This window comes from Cycloclasticus sp. P1 (assembly GCF_000299965.1).
Classification (GTDB): domain Bacteria; phylum Pseudomonadota; class Gammaproteobacteria; order Methylococcales; family Cycloclasticaceae; genus Cycloclasticus; species Cycloclasticus pugetii.
In genome coordinates, this window is record NC_018697.1 from 1,644,046 (window position 1) to 1,663,873 (window position 19,828).

The 19,828-nt window shown below is 42.3% G+C and carries 18 protein-coding genes, 2 tRNA genes and 1 other RNA gene; 4 read left to right on the plus strand and 17 right to left on the minus strand.

The window, feature by feature from the left end:
- Positions 1-4: 4 nt before the first annotated feature.
- From mutL to Q91_RS07890, 4 genes are all read right to left on the minus strand, one after another.
- Complete coding sequence (gene mutL / locus Q91_RS07875) at positions 5-1,789, minus strand: DNA mismatch repair endonuclease MutL (RefSeq protein ID WP_015006360.1); 1,785 nt, start codon at positions 1,787-1,789, stop codon at positions 5-7.
- Between the two features lie 65 nt (positions 1,790-1,854).
- Positions 1,855-3,198, minus strand: a complete 1,344-nt coding sequence (locus Q91_RS07880; protein WP_148271139.1) for an N-acetylmuramoyl-L-alanine amidase — start codon at positions 3,196-3,198, stop codon at positions 1,855-1,857.
- Between the two features lie 12 nt (positions 3,199-3,210).
- The gene (gene tsaE, locus Q91_RS07885) at positions 3,211-3,627 is read right to left on the minus strand and encodes a tRNA (adenosine(37)-N6)-threonylcarbamoyltransferase complex ATPase subunit type 1 TsaE (protein WP_015006362.1); all 417 of its coding nucleotides are present in this window, start codon (positions 3,625-3,627) and stop codon (positions 3,211-3,213) included.
- Entirely contained in the window at positions 3,617-4,459 is an 843-nt protein-coding gene (locus tag Q91_RS07890; protein WP_015006363.1) for an NAD(P)H-hydrate dehydratase, read from the minus strand. The genes tsaE and Q91_RS07890 overlap by 11 nt, the downstream gene beginning before the upstream one ends.
- Positions 4,460-4,519: 60 nt before the next feature.
- Here Q91_RS07890 and queG point away from each other — a divergent pair, with 60 nt between their 5' ends.
- Positions 4,520-5,602: a tRNA epoxyqueuosine(34) reductase QueG gene (gene queG / locus Q91_RS07895; RefSeq protein ID WP_015006364.1), complete on the plus strand. Its 1,083-nt coding sequence runs from the start codon at positions 4,520-4,522 to the stop codon at positions 5,600-5,602.
- Positions 5,603-5,612: 10 nt separating this feature from the next.
- Here the strand turns inward: queG and orn are convergent, their stop codons facing one another.
- Positions 5,613-6,161, minus strand: a complete 549-nt coding sequence (gene orn, locus Q91_RS07900; RefSeq protein WP_015006365.1) for an oligoribonuclease — start codon at positions 6,159-6,161, stop codon at positions 5,613-5,615.
- A 56-nt stretch (positions 6,162-6,217) separates the two neighbouring features.
- Between orn and Q91_RS07905 the strand changes: the two genes are divergently transcribed.
- Both Q91_RS07905 and rsgA read left to right on the plus strand, forming a co-directional pair.
- Positions 6,218-7,471 carry a M48 family metallopeptidase gene (locus Q91_RS07905; RefSeq protein ID WP_015006366.1) on the plus strand — a complete coding sequence of 418 codons (1,254 nt, stop codon included), beginning with the start codon at positions 6,218-6,220 and terminating at the stop codon, positions 7,469-7,471.
- 130 nt (positions 7,472-7,601) lie between these two features.
- The gene (rsgA, locus tag Q91_RS07910; RefSeq protein ID WP_015006367.1) at positions 7,602-8,531 is read left to right on the plus strand and encodes a ribosome small subunit-dependent GTPase A; all 930 of its coding nucleotides are present in this window, start codon (positions 7,602-7,604) and stop codon (positions 8,529-8,531) included.
- Here the strand turns inward: rsgA and Q91_RS07915 are convergent.
- The 7 genes from Q91_RS07915 to Q91_RS07940 all read right to left on the minus strand — a co-directional run bounded on the left by Q91_RS07915 (position 8,528) and on the right by Q91_RS07940 (position 13,847).
- Positions 8,528-8,872, minus strand: a complete 345-nt coding sequence (locus tag Q91_RS07915) for a histidine triad nucleotide-binding protein (protein WP_015006368.1) — start codon at positions 8,870-8,872, stop codon at positions 8,528-8,530. The two genes, rsgA and Q91_RS07915, sit on opposite strands and share 4 nt — an antisense overlap.
- Positions 8,873-8,883: 11 nt before the next feature.
- Positions 8,884-9,480 carry a recombination mediator RecR gene (recR, locus tag Q91_RS07920; RefSeq protein WP_015006369.1) on the minus strand — a complete coding sequence of 199 codons (597 nt, stop codon included), beginning with the start codon at positions 9,478-9,480 and terminating at the stop codon, positions 8,884-8,886.
- The gene (locus Q91_RS07925; protein ID WP_015006370.1) at positions 9,481-9,807 is read right to left on the minus strand and encodes a YbaB/EbfC family nucleoid-associated protein; all 327 of its coding nucleotides are present in this window, start codon (positions 9,805-9,807) and stop codon (positions 9,481-9,483) included.
- Positions 9,808-9,831: 24 nt separating this feature from the next.
- Positions 9,832-11,571: a DNA polymerase III subunit gamma/tau gene (dnaX, locus tag Q91_RS07930; RefSeq protein WP_015006371.1), complete on the minus strand. Its 1,740-nt coding sequence runs from the start codon at positions 11,569-11,571 to the stop codon at positions 9,832-9,834.
- A gap of 93 nt (positions 11,572-11,664) precedes the next feature.
- An RNA gene (ffs, locus tag Q91_RS11500) (signal recognition particle sRNA small type) lies at positions 11,665-11,761 on the minus strand.
- 256 nt (positions 11,762-12,017) lie between these two features.
- Positions 12,018-12,557, minus strand: coding sequence for a response regulator transcription factor (locus Q91_RS07935; protein ID WP_015006372.1), 540 nt, complete (start codon positions 12,555-12,557; stop codon positions 12,018-12,020).
- Between the two features lie 9 nt (positions 12,558-12,566).
- The gene (locus Q91_RS07940; RefSeq protein WP_015006373.1) at positions 12,567-13,847 is read right to left on the minus strand and encodes a GerAB/ArcD/ProY family transporter; all 1,281 of its coding nucleotides are present in this window, start codon (positions 13,845-13,847) and stop codon (positions 12,567-12,569) included.
- Positions 13,848-14,014: 167 nt separating this feature from the next.
- Here Q91_RS07940 and Q91_RS07945 point away from each other — a divergent pair, with 167 nt between their 5' ends.
- The gene (locus Q91_RS07945) at positions 14,015-14,479 is read left to right on the plus strand and encodes a diguanylate cyclase domain-containing protein (RefSeq protein ID WP_015006374.1); all 465 of its coding nucleotides are present in this window, start codon (positions 14,015-14,017) and stop codon (positions 14,477-14,479) included.
- Between the two features lie 89 nt (positions 14,480-14,568).
- On the opposite strand, the gene Q91_RS07950 is transcribed toward Q91_RS07945, so the two are convergent.
- The 5 genes from Q91_RS07950 to uvrC form a co-directional block, all read right to left on the minus strand.
- The gene (locus tag Q91_RS07950) at positions 14,569-16,800 is read right to left on the minus strand and encodes an NADP-dependent isocitrate dehydrogenase (RefSeq protein WP_015006375.1); all 2,232 of its coding nucleotides are present in this window, start codon (positions 16,798-16,800) and stop codon (positions 14,569-14,571) included.
- A 225-nt stretch (positions 16,801-17,025) separates the two neighbouring features.
- A tRNA-Cys gene (locus Q91_RS07955) sits at positions 17,026-17,099 on the minus strand.
- 48 nt (positions 17,100-17,147) lie between these two features.
- Positions 17,148-17,222, minus strand: a tRNA-Gly gene (locus Q91_RS07960).
- A gap of 54 nt (positions 17,223-17,276) precedes the next feature.
- Entirely contained in the window at positions 17,277-17,831 is a 555-nt protein-coding gene (gene pgsA, locus Q91_RS07965; protein WP_015006376.1) for a CDP-diacylglycerol--glycerol-3-phosphate 3-phosphatidyltransferase, read from the minus strand.
- A gap of 40 nt (positions 17,832-17,871) precedes the next feature.
- Complete coding sequence (gene uvrC / locus Q91_RS07970) at positions 17,872-19,713, minus strand: excinuclease ABC subunit UvrC (protein ID WP_015006377.1); 1,842 nt, start codon at positions 19,711-19,713, stop codon at positions 17,872-17,874.
- Positions 19,714-19,828 lie beyond the last annotated feature (115 nt).

Here is a 19,828-nt window from a genome sequence, read left to right on the forward strand (position 1 = left end):
ACGTTTATTGACCTCTTAAAAACAATGAGTCTAATTGTTGAACATTAAGTAGCACCCATGTTGGTCGCCCATGATTGCATTGACCGCTATTCTCGGTCTGCTCAATGTCTCTCAACAAGGCATTCATTTCCATTTCTGTTAGGCGTCGATTGGCTCTAATGGAACCATGGCAGGCCATATTACCCAAAACGGTATAACACGCCTCTTGAATACTTTTTGTTTCCCCTGTTTGTGCCAAATCTTGAATTAGTTTCCTAACCAACACCTCAGCATCATCTTGTGCCAGCAAAACAGGTATAGCTCGAACCAAAAGCGTATTTGGGCCTGACAAACTTAAGTCTAACGCTAAGCCTTCAAGCATGTCTTGGTATTGCTCAAAAGCCACCACCTCTTCATCCGATAAATGTATCTTCTGTGGAATCAACAACGGTTGCGATGGTATCTCACCCGCGTCATATTGTTTTTTCATCTTTTCGTACACAATCCGCTCATGGGCCGCATGAGTATCTACCAATACCAAGCCTTGTTCCGACTCTGCAAGAATATAAGTATTGTGCAAGTGTGCAATGGCATACCCTAGCGGAGGCGCACCCTCTGCTTGCTGAACACGATTATCAACTGCTGGAGCCGCCATTGACATTTTTGGAGCGGTGTATGATGTTCCTTTAGCGTAATGAACAGGCGATTCAGAAACTGACATTGGCATTTGACGCTGCTGCATATCGCTGTAACTGGGCACAGTATTTGACGTAGTCGGCGTTAGTGTTTTAACCGAATGATGGTCTGAGGGCCGAACATCCGTCAATAATTGTTTTATTCGCCGATAAACAAAGTCATGAACCGCTTTACTTTCGCGAAAACGCACTTCTAATTTAGCTGGGTGCGCATTGACATCAACTAACCTAGGATCAATACTCAAATACAAGACATAAACCGGGTGACGCCCATGAAATAAAACATCCTGATAGGCTAAGCGAACCGCGTGATTAATCAATTTGTCTCTGATCAAACGGCCATTGACATAAAAAAACTGCATATCTGCCTGCGACCTTGAATAAGTTGGTAAACCAGCCCAACCTTGCAGACCTAAGTCTCCATTGATGACATCCACTTCTAGCGATTCATGGACAAAACCATCACCACACAATAAGCCCACTCGTTCGCTCTTTTCAGCATTAGATAAGGCCGGTTTTAAATCCATAATTTGACGCTGATTATGCCTAAGGTTAAACCCTGTATCAAAGCGACTTAACGCCATCCGCTTAAGCACTGTTTCAATATGGCCAAATTCTGTCTTTTCTGTTTTAAGGAATTTTCGGCGTGCAGGCGTATTGTAAAAAAGATCACGCAGTTCTACGCATGTGCCAAAAGGGTGTGCGGTGGGCACAGGGTCTAGTTCTTTTTCTGTACCGTCTGCCTTAACAGACCAGCCTGCATTATCACTTTCTTGTCGTGAGGTTAACGTTAATCGTGACACCGAACTCATACTCGGTAAGGCTTCGCCGCGAAAACCAAAGCTAAGCACTGACTCTAAATCATGCAAGGAACCAATTTTACTGGTTGCATGACGCGATAAAGCGAGCTCTAGATCCACTTTAGCAATACCTAAGCCATTATCGGTAACACGTATTAACCGCGACCCACCTTCTTCAATTTCTATCAAGATTTGAGTAGCACCGGCATCCAGTGAGTTTTCTACTAATTCTTTCACTGCAGAGGCGGGGCGCTCGATAACCTCACCTGCCGCAATTTGGTTAATCAGCTGTGGAGGTAGTTGCTTAATGAGCATAAGGCATTCGATACGTTTGTTGTTTTGCGTCTATATGAAGGTAGACACATTGTATCGAAAAAAAACTAACTGGGTATTTGAATAACTTGACCAACTTTAATTTTACTGCTGCGCATGTCATTGGCTTTTTTCAAGGAACTAAGAGAAACCCGATGGCGTTGCGCAATGCCCGACAAAGTATCACCTCTTTGAATTTTATAAGTTGCCGCAGCCATACGAATCGTTGGTTCTGACGGTAAGCGTTGATGAGCAAAATATGTCTTAACGCCTTTCATAATGGCATTCGCCATTTTCATTTGATGCCTTGGGCTTCGTAGCTTAGCTTCTTCATCTTTATTTGAGATGAAGGCCGTTTCAACTAAAATCGACGGTATATCTGGCGACTTCAATACCATAAAGCCCGCTCGCTGGACTTGTTTTTTATGTACATGGCCAACGCCTTTTAAGTTTTTCAGCACCTCACTTGCCACTTTTGCACTGGCATCTTCAGTATGGTTTTGCGATAAATCCAGCAGTACAGAGGCCAACATGCCGTCTTTATCATCCAAGCTAACACCACCCACTAAATCGGCTGCGTTTTCACTTTTAGCTAACCACCTCGCCGCTTCACTACTAGCACCTCGGGTAGACAACACATACACGGACGAACCTCTCGCACGTTGGTCTTTAAACGCATCGGCATGAATAGATACAAACAAATCGGCTTTAGCCTTACGAGCCTTTTCCATTCGCTCACGCAAACCGATGTAATAATCCCCTGAACGAACTAAATAAGCTTGCATATTGGGCTGTTGGTTCACCAGCGTCGCTAATTTTTTAGCAATCGCTAACACCACTTCTTTTTCACGCGTCCCTCTATGACCTTGTGCGCCCGGGTCTTCTCCACCATGACCCGCGTCAATAGCAACAACCCACTTGTTATGCTGAGCAGAACTCACTGACTTTTTGACGACTGCCGACGGCTTAGCCACTGCATTTTGTTTAGGGTATAAATCAACCACTAAACGATGTCCATAATTATCATTCGGTTTTAAAACAAAACTTTTTGCCTTAACCGCTGTTTTCAAATCAATGACAACACGCAAATCATTTTTATTACGAGACGCTTGGCGTATTTGGTTTACGACTTTGTGATTGGTCGTAAATGCTGGCACTACCGCGTCAAACTTTGCGTTATTTAAATCAACCACCAACCGAGAGGGGTTATCGAGTGAAAACACTTTATGCACAACCGGTGACGACAAACCAAACACTAAACGCGTATGATCCGGTGCAGTCCAATAACGCAGTGAGTCCACTTTTTTACTTGCAGCGGCGATTGCCGTAGTACTTATTGATAAGGCAAAGACAACCAACATCAGCATTGACACATGCTCTATCAGTTTAAAATTATTCGAGAATAGTTTCATAACCAACTGTTTTTATGAGTCTTTATAGTTAGATATTAACAGTTCTCTCTCCGTTCCGTAAATATTTATTTTAATCAGTAAATCTGGTTCTGTTAATAAGTCTCCGCCATTAACTGGCCATTCAACAAAACAAATTGATTCGTTATTAAAATAATCACGTATCCCCATGTACTCGAGCTCTTCAGCATCCTTTACTCGATACAAATCAAAATGAAAGACTGGTTGATCGTTGATGATGTAGGGTTCAACTAAATTATACGTCGGGCTTTTAACGGCTCCTTGGTGCCCCAGGCCTTGTAAAACACCTCGAACTAAGGTTGTTTTTCCTGCACCTAAATCACCCTCTAAAAAAACAATCATTCCCGCTTTCAACTTCAATGCCAGCTGCTTTCCCGCTGCTAACATGCCCTGCTCATCTTTAATAATCATTCACTAACTCACGAATTGGTTGCATCAAATCACTTGCCAACAGGCCTCTTTGACCCTTTTGAGCCGCACAATCGGCTGCCATCGCATGAACCATTACAGCCATTTTTGCGGCGTCTAAAATCGTTAAGCCTTGAGCCATTAAACCTGAAATAACCCCTGTTAAGACATCACCCATACCGCCTGACGCCATGCCTGGGTTACCGGCTTTACACATGTAAATATCATCACCGCCGCCATAAACTAAACTACCAGAACCTTTTAAAACAACCACCCCTCCATATTCATTCTGGAGCTCTTTAACAGCTGCTTGCCGATCTAGTTGAATATCCGCAGCTGAACAGCGCAGCAGGCGCGCAGCCTCACCGACATGCGGCGTTAATACCCAATTGTTATTTTTCCGAGGCGACCTAGACAATAAATTCAGCCCATCTGCATCAACCACTGCTGCTAGCCCCGTTTCTAAGGCCGCTTCATAGAGACTGCTTGACCACCGTGTTTGACCAAGCCCTGGACCGATACCAATAACATCACAGGCCGTCGCTATTCGCCTTAATTCTCTTTGATCAGCGACCCCATGGCACATTAATTCAGGTCGTGACAAAGTAAGGCTTGCCGCATGTTCTTTTTTTGTCGCAATACTAACTAAACCACTGCCAACTCTTAGCGCTGCTTCTCCAGCCAACCGTATCGCACCACAAAACCCACGATGACCACCCACTAGCAAAACATGGCCAAAATCACCTTTATGTGATTCCTGTTCACGAGGCGGCAATAAGGTCATCAGCTCAGCATGTGCCAATACCGATATTTTATTTTGTACTTTTTCGGGCATATGAGGACATTCGAAATTGAGATATAAATTCACTGATCATTTTAAGGTATCCTACCGCAGATGAACGAAAACAACATCGACTTACAACAATTAGCCAAGGAAATAAAATCACTTGGCCAGTCCCTTGGCTTTCAACAGGTCGGCATTACTGACACCGAATTATCTGACGCTGAAAAACAGCTAAATCATTGGCTTGAGGCGGGCTTCCATGGCGACATGGATTATATGCACAAACACGGTACAAAACGTACACGTCCCAGTGAGTTACATGAAGGCACGATACGTGTTATTTCATGCCGCATGGATTACTTACCAGAGCACATGGAGCGCACTAAAGACTTAATGAAAGACCCCGTTCGCGCCTATATTTCACGTTATTCGTTAGGACGAGACTATCACAAACTCATCAGAAAAAGACTTCAAAAACTGGCAACCCTCATTGAACAAAAAATAGGCCCTTTTGGCTACCGTGTGTTTGTTGATAGCGCACCAGTTATGGAAAAAGCAATTGCTGAAAAAGCCGGCTTAGGTTGGATTGGAAAACACAGCAATGTATTAAATAAAGAGGCCGGCTCTTGGTTTTTTTTAGGCGAACTCTACATCGACCTGCCACTGCCCATTGATACAGCCGCCGAAAAACATTGTGGCCGTTGTACCGACTGCATTGATATTTGCCCAACACAGGCTATCGTCGCCCCTTACACCGTTGACGCTAGACGCTGCATATCATACCTGACTATCGAACTGAAAGGCTCGATCCCAGAAGAATTTCGCGCTCCAATGGGTAATAGAATATATGGTTGTGATGACTGCCAACAAGTTTGCCCATGGAATCGATTCGCCAGTTTAACGAACGAAGAAGACTTCCTAGCACGCCAACATTTAGATACCACGTCTCTCATTGACATCTTTCGCTGGGATGAACACACTTTTTTAAAAAACACCGAGGGCTCTGCTATTCGTAGAATTGGTTATGTCAGCTGGATTAGGAATATTGCCGTTGCCCTAGGTAACGCGCCCCACGATAAGAAAATCATTAAAACCTTGAACGAAAAACAACATGACGACAACCCAATTATTCAAGAACATGTGCAGTGGGCCATCACACAACAAAAACAGAAAAAGCCTTTAAGTAATTGCTAAGCAAAGTCACTTAGCCAATTTTTATAAAATGCTCTCTGTAGTACTTTAATTCTTCTATTGACTCGATAACATCGTCTAAAGCCTGGTGCGTCGCTTTTTTCTTAAAGCCCTTCATTATTTCTGGTGCCCAACGGCCTGCCAATTCTTTTAACGTGCTCACGTCCAAATTTCTGTAATGAAAAAATGCCTCTAGCGTTGGCATATAGTTCGCCATAAAACGCCGGTCTTGGCAAATACTGTTTCCACACATAGGTGAAGCACCTTGTGGGACCCATTTCTCCAAAAACTCAATGGTTTGCTGTTCAGCATCGCGTTCTGATAATGAACTTTTTAAAACGCGCTCAATCAAGCCAGACTGGCCATGATGTTGCTGATTCCAATCATCCATTGCATCCATCGTTTGTTTTGTTTGACGTACTGCTAACACCGGCCCTTGTGCAAGCACATTCAGTTCCTTATCGGTGACAATCGTTGCTATTTCAATGATAGAATCGCTGGCAGGTTCTAAACCCGTCATTTCAAGGTCTATCCATATTAAATTCTGTTTATCTTGAGACATTTTATTACCTTATATAAATTACAAATATTAATAACACCCAGCATGCTAGTAAAATTATGAATGAGTTTAGCTATATTTTTTTATTTTTCTTAGTCGCCTCAACACTACTAACACTGTGGTTGAATAAACGCCAAATAATGCACATCATGCACCACCGGAATAGCGTACCCAGTGATTTCAGTGACAAAATTGATTTAACCGCCCACCAAAAAGCGGCTGATTACACCATTGCTAAAACAAAAATAGACAACTTACAAACCCTGCTAAGTGCTGGCATTTTAATCATTCTAACCTTAGGCGGCTTGATTAATGTCATTCTTGAAACAAGCCAGACTTACCTCTATAGCGATATTTGGGCTGGGGTGAGCTTAGTTCTTTTTGTTTTTGTTCTCTCCCATCTTATTGGTCTACCTTTGAGCGTCTATCAAACCTTCAAGGTCGAACAGTACTTTGGTTTCAATCGTACAACGGTAACGCAGTTTATCAAAGATCAGTTTTTACAACTGAGCCTAATGTTTGTGATCGGCATTCCGCTGCTGTACGCGCTGTTATGGGTCATGGATAAAATGGGTACATATTGGTGGCTGTATGCTTGGATACTAACCATCAGTTTTACATTTTTTATGACTTGGTTAGTTCCTACAGTTATCGCCCCCTTGTTTAATAAGTTCACCCCGCTTGAAGAAGGCGAATTAAAATCAAAAATCACACAACTTTTTGAACGGTGCGGTTTTAATAGCAAAGGCATTTACATCATGGACGGGTCAAAACGTTCAGGGCACGGTAACGCTTACTTTACAGGCATTGGAAACAATAAGCGTATCGTTTTTTTTGATACCTTAATTGACGCCCTAAGCCCCGATGAAATAGAGGCCGTACTTGCTCATGAGCTCGGTCATTTTAAATGCAAACATATTCTCAAGCAGATGCTCACATCAACGCTCATTACCCTGATAGGGTTTGCTATCTTGGGCGTGTTAAAACAACAAAATTGGTTCTTTGAAGGTTTGGGTGTCTTGCAAAATAACAACGCTGTCGCGCTACTACTTTTCATCTTAGTGATGCCGGTTTTCACTACTTTTTTACAACCATTTAGCAGTCATCTTCAGCGTAAGTTTGAGTTTGAAGCAGATGCCTTTGCAAGCACAATGGCTAACCCAGAGCACCTAATTCAGGCCCTTGTGAAGCTCTATCGAGAAAATGCCAGCACACTAACGCCAGATCCACTTTATTCAAGCTTCCACCATAGCCACCCGCCTGCTGGCGTGAGAATTAATCACTTAAAAGAATTAGCCCATAAAGCTTATTAACGCTGCCTATGAACGTAAACGCCCGCTGCACGCTGTTTTTGCCTGTTAAGCCTTACTTTGTAAAAATGCTAACAAGCATTCAACGAATTGTTTCGCAAACAGCTTATCATTCACCTAAAACCCGTATTCTGTGAAGACTAACAAACGCGCGCAACACACTAAAAAGGAGCAACAAAAGCTTCTTAAAGGTCGCATTATTGCTCACTTAGGAAAGGCGTTAATTGTAGAGGACGAGCAAGGTCGAACGGCTCGGTGTAAAAAACGCACACAGCTACAACAGCCTGCTGTTGGCGACTATGTAGAATGGATAAAAACTGAAGATGATGCGGGGCGCGTTGAAAATGTATTAGAACGTCGTTCGCTACTGTCTAGACCTGCAAAAAATGGCCAAACACGGCCTGTCGCTGCTAATCTTGACCAAATTGTTATTATTATTGCCGTTAAACCTACAATAGATCCGCTGCTACTCGATCAATACTTGATTGTTTGTGAGTTCCAAGAAATAAAACCACTTATTGTATTGAATAAAGTTGACCTGCTTGATGAGGGCTCGAGGAAAAGCACTGATGAGTTGATCCTACTTTATCGAAACCTTAGCTATGAAGTTATCGAGGTTAGCGCTGTAGAAAAAAGCGGGCTAGACAAACTAAGAAAACGGCTGAAAAATGAAACCAGTATCTTAGTTGGACAGTCTGGCGTGGGCAAATCAACCATCACTAATTCATTACTACCTGACCTAGACCTTCAAACAAAAGCTCTTTCCACGGCATCAGGCTTGGGCAAACACACAACCACCTCATCCACTTTGTACAAACTACCTGAGGGTGGTGACATTATTGATAGCCCGGGTGTTAATATTTTTGGTTTAGCGCACATTACCGAACAAAATTTGGCTTATGGCTATCGAGAAATCAAGCACTTAGCAGAGCATTGTAAGTACTCAAACTGTCTGCACCTAAAAGAGCCCAAATGTGCCGTTAAAGATGCCGTTGAAACAGGTGATGTTTCAAAAAAACGCTATTTACGATATTTAAAATTACGCGATAAACTTGCTTACTAGCCTGGAGGCCACTGCATTGCTCTTCCACCTAGCACATGCAGGTGAATATGGTAGACCTCTTGGCCAGCATCTTGTTTACAGTTAAACACGGTTCGATAACCTGACTCCGACAACCCCTCCATCTCAGCCACTTTTTTAGCCGCCTGCATAATTTCACCCATTAACAAAGTGTCCTCCTCGCCCATATCTGCCAATGTCGGGATATGCTTTTTAGGAATAACTAATATATGCGTTGGTGCTCGCGGATTAATATCTCTAAACGCTAAAACAGACTCGGTTTCATACACAACATCCGGTGTTATTTCACCATTCACCATCTTACAGAATAAACAATCCGTCATTTATTGCTCCTTTAAACTTCACTACGTCCACTAAACGCGTGAGACAACGTACCACTATCAATATATTCCAACTCGCCGCCAAAAGGCACACCGTGCGCTATACGCGTAGCCCTAACGGAGTATTTTTTTGCCATCTCACTAATATAATGCGCTGTTGCTTCACCTTCAACCGTTGGATTAGTCGCCAAAATAATTTCTTTAATGACGCCCATTTTCAGTCTATCAACCAATTTATCCAAACCGATGTCCGCTGGTCCCAAGCCATCGAGCGGAGACAAGCGGCCGTTCAACACAAAATACACCCCTTTAAAAGAGGTTGCACCGTCTATCGCCATCACATCAGCAGGTGTTTCCACAATACATAATAACTGTTGATCACGGCGATCATCTGAACATAATCCGCAAATATCAGCAGACGACAACGTTTGACAAACCGAACAGTGTCCAATTTTATCCACCGCTTCTGCAAGGCTTTGCGCCAATTTAAAGGCGCCCTGACGGTCACGTTCTAGTAGATGAAACGCCATTCGTTGGGCCGACTTTTGACCGACACCCGGTAAACAGCGCAATGCCTGAATAAGGTCTTGAAGAATGGGTTCAGATTGCATTTAAAAAGGTAATTTGAAGCCAGGAGGTAGTGGAATGCCTGCGGTCATCCCCGCCATACTCTCTTTATTTTCACTTTCAACTTTACGCACCGCATCATTAATTGCTGAGACAATTAGATCTTCGAGCATTTCTTGGTCATTATCAGCGATCAAACTTGGGTCTATCGATAACCTTTTGGCTTCGTGTTTTCCTGTCAGTACGACCTTAACAAGACCTGCTCCGGACTCGCCCGTCACTTCAAGTTCTGCCAGCTTTTGTTGCGCCTCTTGCATCTTTTCTTGCATTTTTTGCGCTTGTTGCATTAAGTCGCCTAATTGGTTCTTCATTTCTTTCTCCGTACTATACCGTGGTTAATCTATTGGCTTAATTGAGCCCTCTATAATAGTAGCGTCAAACAACTCCATTATTTTCTTTACTGCGGGGTTGTTTCTTACTTCTTGCTCTGCCTGACGTTGCCTTTCAGCCACTTTATCATTAGCAATACTATTCGGTGTAACAATGTCTTTAGCCCCTTCGGTGAGCTGAAGCTGCAACTTGCGCCCATAATAATCAGACAATGCCTGTTCTAAGTTTAGCTCTGATTTTTTATTTAGAGAAACATGCCCGCCCATTAACATCAACTCACAGACGTGCTCGTCCAGTTTCACCAATGTTGCATTATTCGCTAACTGAAGTGTCATGGGATCCAAGCCTAATGTTGGCACCAACTCATGCCAAGGCAGATCTACATTAGCAGCTGGTTTTACTGTTTCAACAGGTTGTATAAGAGCCGTGGGGGCTGCTTTTTTAGCGACAGAAACCGGTTCTACCGGACGCTTTGTTACTGGCGCTATATTTTCAGGTGTTTTTTTTTCAGGAATAATCAGTTTAGGGGCTTTTTTAGCTTTGCCCGTCTCTTTGCTGTCCTCTACTGTGACCTTTTTTGGCACCGCTGCTACTTCTGTTAATTTTTGAGCCGCCACTGGTGGCTTTGGCTTAAGGCTAGCTTGTGCGATGGGTTTATCACCCCCATTAGCAATATCAACCGGTGCAAAGGCTAGCATCCTCAATAACACCATTTCAAACCCAACTTTTGGCGTAGGTGCCAACGGCAAGTCTTTTTGGCCCATCAGTGCTATTTGATAATACAGCTGCACATCTTCTTTGCTTAACTGCTGGGCCAACATGGCCAACGCTTTATCTTCTGCGTCAGTTCCAACTATTTGACAGACTGCTATTTGATGCAGGTGAATCAATAACGACTGCAACACTTCTGCATAGTCTGGGGCAAATTCATCCAGTGTTTGAATGCTAGCTAGCACTTCTGATCCTTGCTGAGTTAATAATGCCTTTAGTAAATCTAATACCGGTTCGCGTGCAACGCTACCCAGCATATCAATTACATCAGCTTCATTCAGCTCACCGTTGCCGTGAACAATCGCCTGATCTAATAAACTAAGACCATCACGCATACTTCCGTCAGCTGCACGTGCCAATAACTCAGTTGCTTGTTGTTGATATGCAATGCCTTCGCTTTCAAGAATTAGCTTAAATTGACCTTCAATTTGATCTGGCGATAAGCGCTTCAGGTTAAACTGCAAGCAACGAGATAAAACGGTCACTGGCATTTTTTGTGGATCTGTCGTTGCTAAAAGAAACTTAACATGAGCAGGCGGCTCTTCTAATGTTTTAAGCAGCGCGTTAAAACTACTTTTGGAAAACATATGCACTTCATCGATCAGGTAAACTTTATATTTACCGCGACTCGGCATATATTGAACGTTTTCTAACAGGTCTCGCGTGTCATCGACACCGGTTCTAGACGCCGCATCAACTTCAATTAAATCGGGGTAACAACCTTGATCGACTTCTAGGCAAGTTTCACACTCGCCACAAGGCTCTGCATTAGTAAGATTAGGGCAATTTAATGCTTTAGCTAATACGCGGGCAATTGTTGTTTTCCCTACTCCGCGTGTTCCTGTGAAGAGATAGGCATGATGCAAGCGGTCATTTTCTAAGCCATTGACCAAGGCACGCACGATATGCTCTTGCCCAACCACTTGAGCAAAATTTAACGGGCGCCATTTTCTTGCAAAGACTTTATAACTCATAAGTTTTTATAGGGTAACAAAGGCAATGGGATTGTGCGAATTTTTAGCCCTTTAAGCTAAAACTAAAGAAGCCTCTAAAAAATGGGTGGTAACCCATGCCAGCCGCACCCCGGCACATGACTCCATCGCTACCGTTGCTCCCTTCCGGGCCTGGCGGAGTTCACGACTTCACATTGCGAGGGGACCAACATGAGTCACCATTGTTCGTTGCTTTCAATCAGGGTGGGGATTGTCCATCATTGTGTGCGATCAATCAAGAAGGGAGAATAAAGTTTATTCATTATTTTTAAACCAGGAAGCCTCGTTATGCTAAATATGCTTAGTAAGAACTTCCTTTAAATGCTAATTTACCGGAGAGTAGAAGTATACCTTGGCCCAATTCTGCATTATTGCGCATGAAGAACTCACCAAACTCCCTCTTATTACAAAATTTAAGCTACAGCACGCTAATGCCTAACTGGCCGCTTTGCTAATTTACGCTGCAAGGTTCGCCGATGCATATTAAGTCGCCTTGCTGCTTCCGAAATATTCCCATCACAGTCCAATAAAATTTTCTGCATATGCTCCCACTCAACGCGTTTAACAGAAAGCGGTTTATCAGATGGTGCGACATCAGAGTCTGCCTTTTCTTGCGCAAAGGCCGCTAGAATCTCATCCGCATTTGCCGGTTTAGTAATATACTGAATAGCACCCAATTTAACCGCTTCTACTGCTGTCGCAATACTTGCATAGCCCGTTAACATCACTATGCTTATGGCCGCGTCTTTATCTTTCAAGCGTCGAATCAGTTGCAAACCAGAACCGTGCTCTAACCGCAAATCCACTACTGCCATATGTGGTTTAAACACCTCTGCCTTATGAATAGCTTGCTCTTTTGTCTGTGCCGATGCCACCTCAAAACCACGACGCGTAAAGGCATCACATAATACTGAACAGTAAACTTCGTCATCATCAATAATCAGCATTCGTTTATGAGTGTCTTCCATGCTCTTTGCCTATGCTATTACGGGAATACAAATACTCACACAAACACCCTTTGGCTGGTGATTTTCCCATTTAATACTCCCTCCTAATCGTTCTAGAGTTGCCTGCGTAATATAAACACCAAGACCTAACCCTTTGTCTTTAGAACTCATCATATGTTTGCCTAATTTAAGTAATTGCGCTTCATCTATTCCGCAGCCTCTATCTTCAATACGAATATGTATATTGCTATCAGTCCAGCTCAATACAAGTTTCACATACTCTGGGGAGACTCTTGCTGCATTGTCTAACACATTGATTAATGCACGCGTTAATGCAAGATCGGTTATCAACTTTGGGGCGTGCCCAACTCCTTTAACCTTTTCAATTAAAGGCACATTTAAATTAGATATTCGCCATTGGGCAACAACATTAGCCAAGTATTCATCAATCTCTAATAATTGCCCAGAGTCATATTTTTCAGACGTTGCTCTTTCAGTAATCGTCGACAGAACCTTTTTACAACGTTTGATTTGTCCTTGAAGAATCGATAACTTAGAGCTCGCAGCCTTATCTCCCGCTGCCTGAAAATCAAGCTCAAGCTCATGTGCCAACACGTCCATTGTCCCTAATGGCGTTCCAAGCTCATGAGCAGCGCCTGTCGCTAAGGTCCCCAGCGCAATTAAACGCTCATCTCGAAACATGCGTTCCTTCATAGTCGATAACAGCTCGTTTCTCTTACGTAATGATTGTGCCATCCCTGCTACAAAATAAGCCAGTAAGAATATAGACAATAAAAACCCTATCCACATACCGATCACATGGTCTTTAAAATGCCCACCTGCTTCCACTTCCACGGGGTTATTAATGTGAACAAGTGGCTGATAATAAAACACAATTAAGCTATACGATAGTGATGTCAATAATGCCATTAGCCAAACATAACGTTGTGATAACAGTGTTGCCGCAATACTGTGGGGGACTAATAAAAACCAAGCAAAGGGGTTTGTCGCACCGCCTGTGAAATACAAAATACCGGTTAGCGCAACCACATCACTAATCAATTGGTAGAAAAATGCCTCATCTGTAATTCTTGATGAATCCTTTAATAAAAAAAGAGTCGATACACTCCAAATAACTTGACCTACTAATATCGCCGCTAACGGTTTAACTGGCAATGCCATTTCTAAATAGTAAATCGTTGTTAAAATAGCAATCAATTGCCCGCTTATATTCAGTGCTCGTAACGATAATAAACGCTTTAGGTTCTCACCAGGTGCTGAGGTTGTTGTATTGGCCGACAAAGTAATCATTAAAATATTTAAAAAAATAAGCGCTTCTTACTTTAACAGCTAAATCTATTAACGAAGAGTCCTTGCGTCAATTTGACTCAGTTAATCACTCATTATTTTTTCTTTCCCATCTAGTAAATTCTCAATATCCTGCCATCATTAATGTATTTATATTTGGAACTTAACTTATGACCCTTGATCAACCAGAAAGTCGTTGCTCTATTACTGGCTTGCCCGATGCTGCGACTTTTTCAGAGCAAACAGAACAACTACTAGAATTTTGTACCCGTACTCATGCTAACGCCCTTATGCTTTTTATTACTTTTGATACGAGTGTTAGCGAGATCAATGGCCAACAAAATGACCTCGCCCTTAAAGCCATTGCAAAGCGATTACTCTCTAAAGCCCGTGATTCAGATATTTACGCCCATTTAGGTGAAATGAACTTCGCTAACCTAACTATTGAAACCAGTGAAAAACATACGCCGATCTTAATTGAAAAGCTCAAAATAGAACTCGCACAACCGATCACGTTAATGGACGGCTCTTCTATCAAACTAAACACTAAAGTGGGCCTTGCCGAGTATCCTAAGCAAGGAAAATCTTATGCAGAGCTGATTGAGGTTGCTAGAAAAAACACTCAAACGTTATAGCTTAGAAAGCAACATACCCCAGATACAAAAAAACCTGGCACCTATTGAATTAGGCGCCAGGTTCAACTCAATATTAACTACTTAAGTTGTTATTTCAATGAAGCAAGCGCCTCATTAAATATCTCTGAAGGCCTCATAACCTCACGCACTTTATCAACATCTGGCTTGTAATAACCACCAATGTCTACTGCATGCCACTGCTCTGTAGTTAATGTACCAACAATTTTCTCTTCATTCTCAGTTAGTGATGCTGCTAATGGCTGAAAATGAGCTTGTAAGGCTTCATCTTCTGTCTGTTCAGCAAGTGCCTGTGCCCAATACAACGCAAGGTAAAAGTGACTACCACGGTTATCAAGCTCCCCCGTTTTACGTGACGGCGATTTGCCAGTATCGAGTAATTTAGCCGTTGCTTCATCTAATGTTTTTGCCAACACAGCTGCCTTCGCATTGTCATCTGATATCGCTGTATGCTCAAGTGAGGCGCACAGAGCTAAAAACTCACCTAGCGAATCCCAACGTAAATGATTTTCTTCTATCAATTGTTTAACATGCTTAGGCGCTGAACCACCTGCACCCGTTTCAAATAAACCACCGCCTGCCATAAGCGGCACGATAGACAACATCTTTGCACTCGTCCCTAACTCAAGAATCGGAAATAGATCGGTTAAGTAATCACGCAAAATATTACCCGTCACAGAAATTGTATCTTTACCACGTAAAATACGCTCAAGTGTGTAACGCATCGCCCTTGTTTGCGACTTAATTTTAATATCTACGCCGGTTAGATCATGATCTTTAAGGTATTTTTCAACTTTTTTAATCAATTCATTTTCGTGCGGACGGTACTTATCTAACCAAAAAACAGCCGGCGTATTTGATAAACGTGCGCGCTTCACAGCCAATTTCACCCAGTCTTGAATAGGTGCATCTTTAACTTGGCACATTCTCCATATATCACCTTCTTCAACATCCATTTCAAGTAAGACATTGCCTTCTTCATCAACAATACGGGTGCTGCCATCCGCCTTCATCTCAAAGGTTTTATCATGGGAACCATATTCTTCAGCTTTTTGAGCCATTAGGCCAACATTAGGGACTGTTCCCATTGTGGTTGGGTCAAACTCACCATGCGTTTTACAAAAATTGATTATTTCTTGATAAATTCGAGCGAAAGTACTCTCCGGCATCACTGCTTTCGTGTCTTTCATTTTACCGTCAGGGCCCCACATTTTGCCGCCTGCGCGAATCATTGCAGGCATTGATGCATCAACAATCACCTCATTAGGCGTATGTAGGTTAGAAATCCCTTTAGCGGAATCCACCATAGCAAGCTCTGGGCGCTTTTCGTAACAGGCATGCATATCACTAAGAATTTCTTCTTTAATCGATGCAGGTAGCTTCTCAATATGTTCATAAACACTGCTCAAACCATCATTAGGGTTAACACCTAATTCATCAAACAGCTTGCCATGTTTTTCAAACAAGTCTTTGTAATACACTTTTACCGCGTGTCCAAAAACAATAGGATGAGACACTTTCATCATGGTCGCTTTTACATGAAATGAAAACATCACACCGGTTTCTTTCGCGTCGTTCATTTCATCTTCTAGATACGCACACAATTGCTTCTTGCTCATAAACATACTGTCTATGATTTCACCTTCTTGTAGCGCTAAACCCTTCTTTAATACGGTGACTTCACCATTCTTAGCAACAAATTCAATGTTCACCTTGCATGCTTTGTCCAGCGTTAAGCTTTTCTCACTAGAATAAAAGTCACCTGAGCGCATATGAGAAACGTGTGTTCTAGACGCCTGACTCCACTTACCCATAGAGTGTGGGTTTTTCTTGGCATATTCTTTAACTGCCTTAGGTGCGCGACGATCAGAGTTACCCTCGCGTAGTACCGGGTTAACCGCACTTCCTAACACTTTACCGTACTTTTGTTGAAGAGCTTTTTCCTCATCAGTTTGAGGATCTTCTGGATAATTTGGAATATCAAAACCCTTTCCCTGCAATTCATTAATAATTGCTTTTAACTGAGGAACCGATGCACTGATATTCGGTAATTTGATAATGTTCGTCTCGGGATTTTGCGTTAAACGTCCTAATTCAGACAATGCATCGGGGACCTTTTGATCATCAGGTAGCTGATCAGCAAACGTAGCAAGCACTCTAGACGCTAACGAGATATCACTCACCTCAACGTCAATGCCAGCTGCTCCTGCGAACGCTTCAACAATAGGAAGAAATGAAGCAGTCGCTAATAAAGGCGCTTCATCCGTTAACGTATAAATAATTTTGGACTTTTTGACAGTCATTCTCTCTCCGTGCATTGATAGGGTAATTTAAAGATGCCTGATTATACGACATTTTAAAGCCCTTCTAACTGTTTAGAGCACGAAAATTCAGCAATGACTAGCTGAGTGTATTCCAGCTAGTTTGAACTTAATGCAAAACATCATCATCAAAAACCGCTTAGCTTTGGTATTGTAATTGAAATACGAGTAACCTTTTAGAGACACCGTTCTGTTTTAATTCCGACATGGAGGCTGAGAGCGGAATCGAACCGCTGTACACGGCTTTGCAGGCCGCTGCATAACCACTCTGCCACTCAGCCAGAGAGGACTTTATTGATAAAACCGTGGTGGTATCACGGCTTAAAATTTGGAGCGGGAAACGAGATTCGAACTCGCGACCCCAACCTTGGCAAGGTTGTGCTCTACCACTGAGCTATTCCCGCTTTGAGGCCGTGTATTCTATCTTTCGTAGCAACTCTGTCAAGTCAGAATCCCTACTATTTTCTAAATTGGGGTAAAGCAAGCTGAATATATTGCCACATTGACCAAAGCGTCAGCACTACAGAGATATAAATCAACACCACTCCTAACATCCGAACCGGAATCCCATAAAGGTCTGCGTTAAATAACAAACACACAATCGAAACCATTTGGAACCCTGTTTTATACTTTCCAATCCATGAAACCTTTACAACAGAGCGTTGCCCAACCTCTGCCATCCACTCACGTAATGATGCCACTGAAATTTCGCGACCTATAATGATGGCGACTGGTATTGCGATATAAATAGCTGGATCGGCTTGCACAATAAGCACCAATACAACCACCACCATTAACTTATCAGCCACAGGGTCGAGAAACTCACCAAACGCGGTCTGCAAATTCAACTTTCTGGCTAAAAACCCATCAAACCAATCTGTGATGGATGCCACTATAAATATTAGCGCACACCACAATCTAGGCTCTTCAATTGGCAAGTAAAAAATCACCATTATTACCGGTATAGAGGCAATACGGAATAAGGTCAAAATGGTTGGAATATTAAGAATCATTCAACTAAAAAGTATTGATGTAGCCACATATAGTACCACTTTATCCAGCTGGTCCGTCATGATAGAAGTTATACACTCTTTGCGCTAATGATTTACTGATCCCCTCAACCGTACAAAGGTCATCCACCCCAGCAGATTGAATTTCACGCAAGCCTCCAAACTGTTTAAGTAATTGGCGCCTACGTTTCGGACCTAAGCCATCAATTTGCTCTAGGGTCGACTTTTTCTTCTCTTTACCACGCTGTTGACGATGGCCACTAATAGCGAAACGGTGCGCCTCGTCTCTAATTTGCTGAACAACCAATAAGGCCGGTTCATCTGCTGGAAAAATAAGCACCTTACCGTCCTTTGCACGATAAATTTTTTCCATCCCAACTTTTCTATCACTACCTTTTGAGATGCCGATAACAAACACTTCAGGGCTATCAATATCGTTTAGTGCTTTTAAAACAGCATTAACTTGGCCTTTCCCACCATCAATTATCAGCAAATCGGGCACTACATGTTCATTTTTTTTGGCACGAAGGAAGCGACGTGATACTGCCTGAGACAGTGCAGCATAGTCATCACCCGGCGTAACTCCGGTGATATTGAAGCGACGATAATCTGATTTCAAAGGGCCCTCCTCATTTAAAACAACACATGAAGCAACGGTTTGATCCCCCTGCAGATGACTAATATCAAAACATTCCATACGCGCAATACCTTTCTCAACGCCTAATAGCATTGATAATTTACTGAGTCTATCCCTTGTATTTTCTCTACTTTCTAGGCGCTGAGTTAAGGCCGTTATAGCGTTACTTTTCGCCATCTTCAGCCAACGCGCCCTTTCCCCTCTGGGGTTAGTAACTAGACTTACTTTCCTCTCTGCTTTCTCATTGAATACTTGTTGGATTAATTCTGCTTCAAGCAAGGCATGACTCAAAATAACCGCCTTAGGTAATTTTTTATCTAAATAAAACTGCAGCAAGAAAGCATTTAACACCTCTTGCTCTGTTTTTCCCTGCGGAATTTTAGGATAAAACGTACGATTGCCTAAATGTTGACCTTTTCGTATGAAAAACACTTGAACACAAGCAACATGCTGCTGTATTTCACACGCAACCACGTCAAGGTCCCCATCATTACCACTAACATATTGGCGCTCCATCACCTTTCTTAACTGAGCAATTTGATCACGGAATTGAGCTGCTTTTTCGAAATTCAACTCATTTGCTGCACTTTCCATTTTCTTAACTAGATCACTGATTAGTTTGCTATTTTTGCCCTCAAGAAATAACACCGTGTGAGCCACATCATCATGATAATCTTGCTGGCTAATAAGGCCAACGCAAGGGGCTGTGCAACGTTTAATTTGATGCTGTAGGCACGGTCTAGACCTATTTTTAAAAAAACTGTCATCACATTGCCTAACGGGGAAAAGCTTCTGCAAGACGTGTAAGCTGTCGCGAACCGCGCCTGCACTGGGGTAGGGACCAAAATACTGCCCTTGCTTTTTTTTAGCACCCCGATGGAATGTAAGTTTGGGAAACTCTTGATGTGTTGATAAATAAATATAAGGGTAACTTTTATCATCCCTTAAACAAATATTATATCTAGGCTTCAATTTTTTGATGAGTTGATTTTCTAACAGCAGCGCCTCACCTTCAGTATGCGTAACAACTATCTCGATCTGTTGCACATAAGACAACATCAGTTTTTTCTTAGCGTCTTTATCTGTTTTATTAAAGTAACTCGACACCCTTTTTTTTAGGTTTTTCGCTTTACCTACATAAATACACACACCACGATGATCGAGCATTTGATAAACACCCGGTTTTTGGGTCAATGTTTTTAGAAAATGCTCGCTATCAAAAGTCGTTAATTTGTCCTTACCTTCCATAACAATCAGTTTACTTATTTATTCAACTTAAGGGCAGCCATATTCATTTTAAATTAACCCTACAGGGTATTTTTATACTAAATGAACAGCCAAAAAAAACCTCGTAAACGAGGTT

What these genes read in the sequence shown, in the direction of transcription:
- dnaX (WP_015006371.1), bottom strand. Translation starts at nt 11,571, where the DNA reads ATGAGTTATAAAGTCTTTGCAAGAAAATGGCGCCCGTTAAATTTTGCT.
- Q91_RS07890 (WP_015006363.1), bottom strand. Translation starts at nt 4,459, where the DNA reads ATGCCCGAAAAAGTACAAAATAAAATATCGGTATTGGCACATGCTGAG.
- recR (WP_015006369.1), bottom strand. Translation starts at nt 9,480, where the DNA reads ATGCAATCTGAACCCATTCTTCAAGACCTTATTCAGGCATTGCGCTGT.
- Q91_RS07905 (WP_015006366.1), top strand. Translation starts at nt 6,218, where the DNA reads ATGAATGAGTTTAGCTATATTTTTTTATTTTTCTTAGTCGCCTCAACA.
- Q91_RS07925 (WP_015006370.1), bottom strand. Translation starts at nt 9,807, where the DNA reads ATGAAGAACCAATTAGGCGACTTAATGCAACAAGCGCAAAAAATGCAA.
- queG (WP_015006364.1), top strand. Translation starts at nt 4,520, where the DNA reads ATGAACGAAAACAACATCGACTTACAACAATTAGCCAAGGAAATAAAA.
- Q91_RS07915 (WP_015006368.1), bottom strand. Translation starts at nt 8,872, where the DNA reads ATGACGGATTGTTTATTCTGTAAGATGGTGAATGGTGAAATAACACCG.
- Q91_RS07945 (WP_015006374.1), top strand. Translation starts at nt 14,015, where the DNA reads ATGACCCTTGATCAACCAGAAAGTCGTTGCTCTATTACTGGCTTGCCC.
- pgsA (WP_015006376.1), bottom strand. Translation starts at nt 17,831, where the DNA reads ATGATTCTTAATATTCCAACCATTTTGACCTTATTCCGTATTGCCTCT.
- Q91_RS07880 (WP_148271139.1), bottom strand. Translation starts at nt 3,198, where the DNA reads ATGAAACTATTCTCGAATAATTTTAAACTGATAGAGCATGTGTCAATG.
- Q91_RS07935 (WP_015006372.1), bottom strand. Translation starts at nt 12,557, where the DNA reads ATGGAAGACACTCATAAACGAATGCTGATTATTGATGATGACGAAGTT.
- tsaE (WP_015006362.1), bottom strand. Translation starts at nt 3,627, where the DNA reads ATGATTATTAAAGATGAGCAGGGCATGTTAGCAGCGGGAAAGCAGCTG.
- Q91_RS07950 (WP_015006375.1), bottom strand. Translation starts at nt 16,800, where the DNA reads ATGACTGTCAAAAAGTCCAAAATTATTTATACGTTAACGGATGAAGCG.
- uvrC (WP_015006377.1), bottom strand. Translation starts at nt 19,713, where the DNA reads ATGGAAGGTAAGGACAAATTAACGACTTTTGATAGCGAGCATTTTCTA.
- mutL (WP_015006360.1), bottom strand. Translation starts at nt 1,789, where the DNA reads ATGCTCATTAAGCAACTACCTCCACAGCTGATTAACCAAATTGCGGCA.
- orn (WP_015006365.1), bottom strand. Translation starts at nt 6,161, where the DNA reads ATGTCTCAAGATAAACAGAATTTAATATGGATAGACCTTGAAATGACG.
- Q91_RS07940 (WP_015006373.1), bottom strand. Translation starts at nt 13,847, where the DNA reads ATGATTACTTTGTCGGCCAATACAACAACCTCAGCACCTGGTGAGAAC.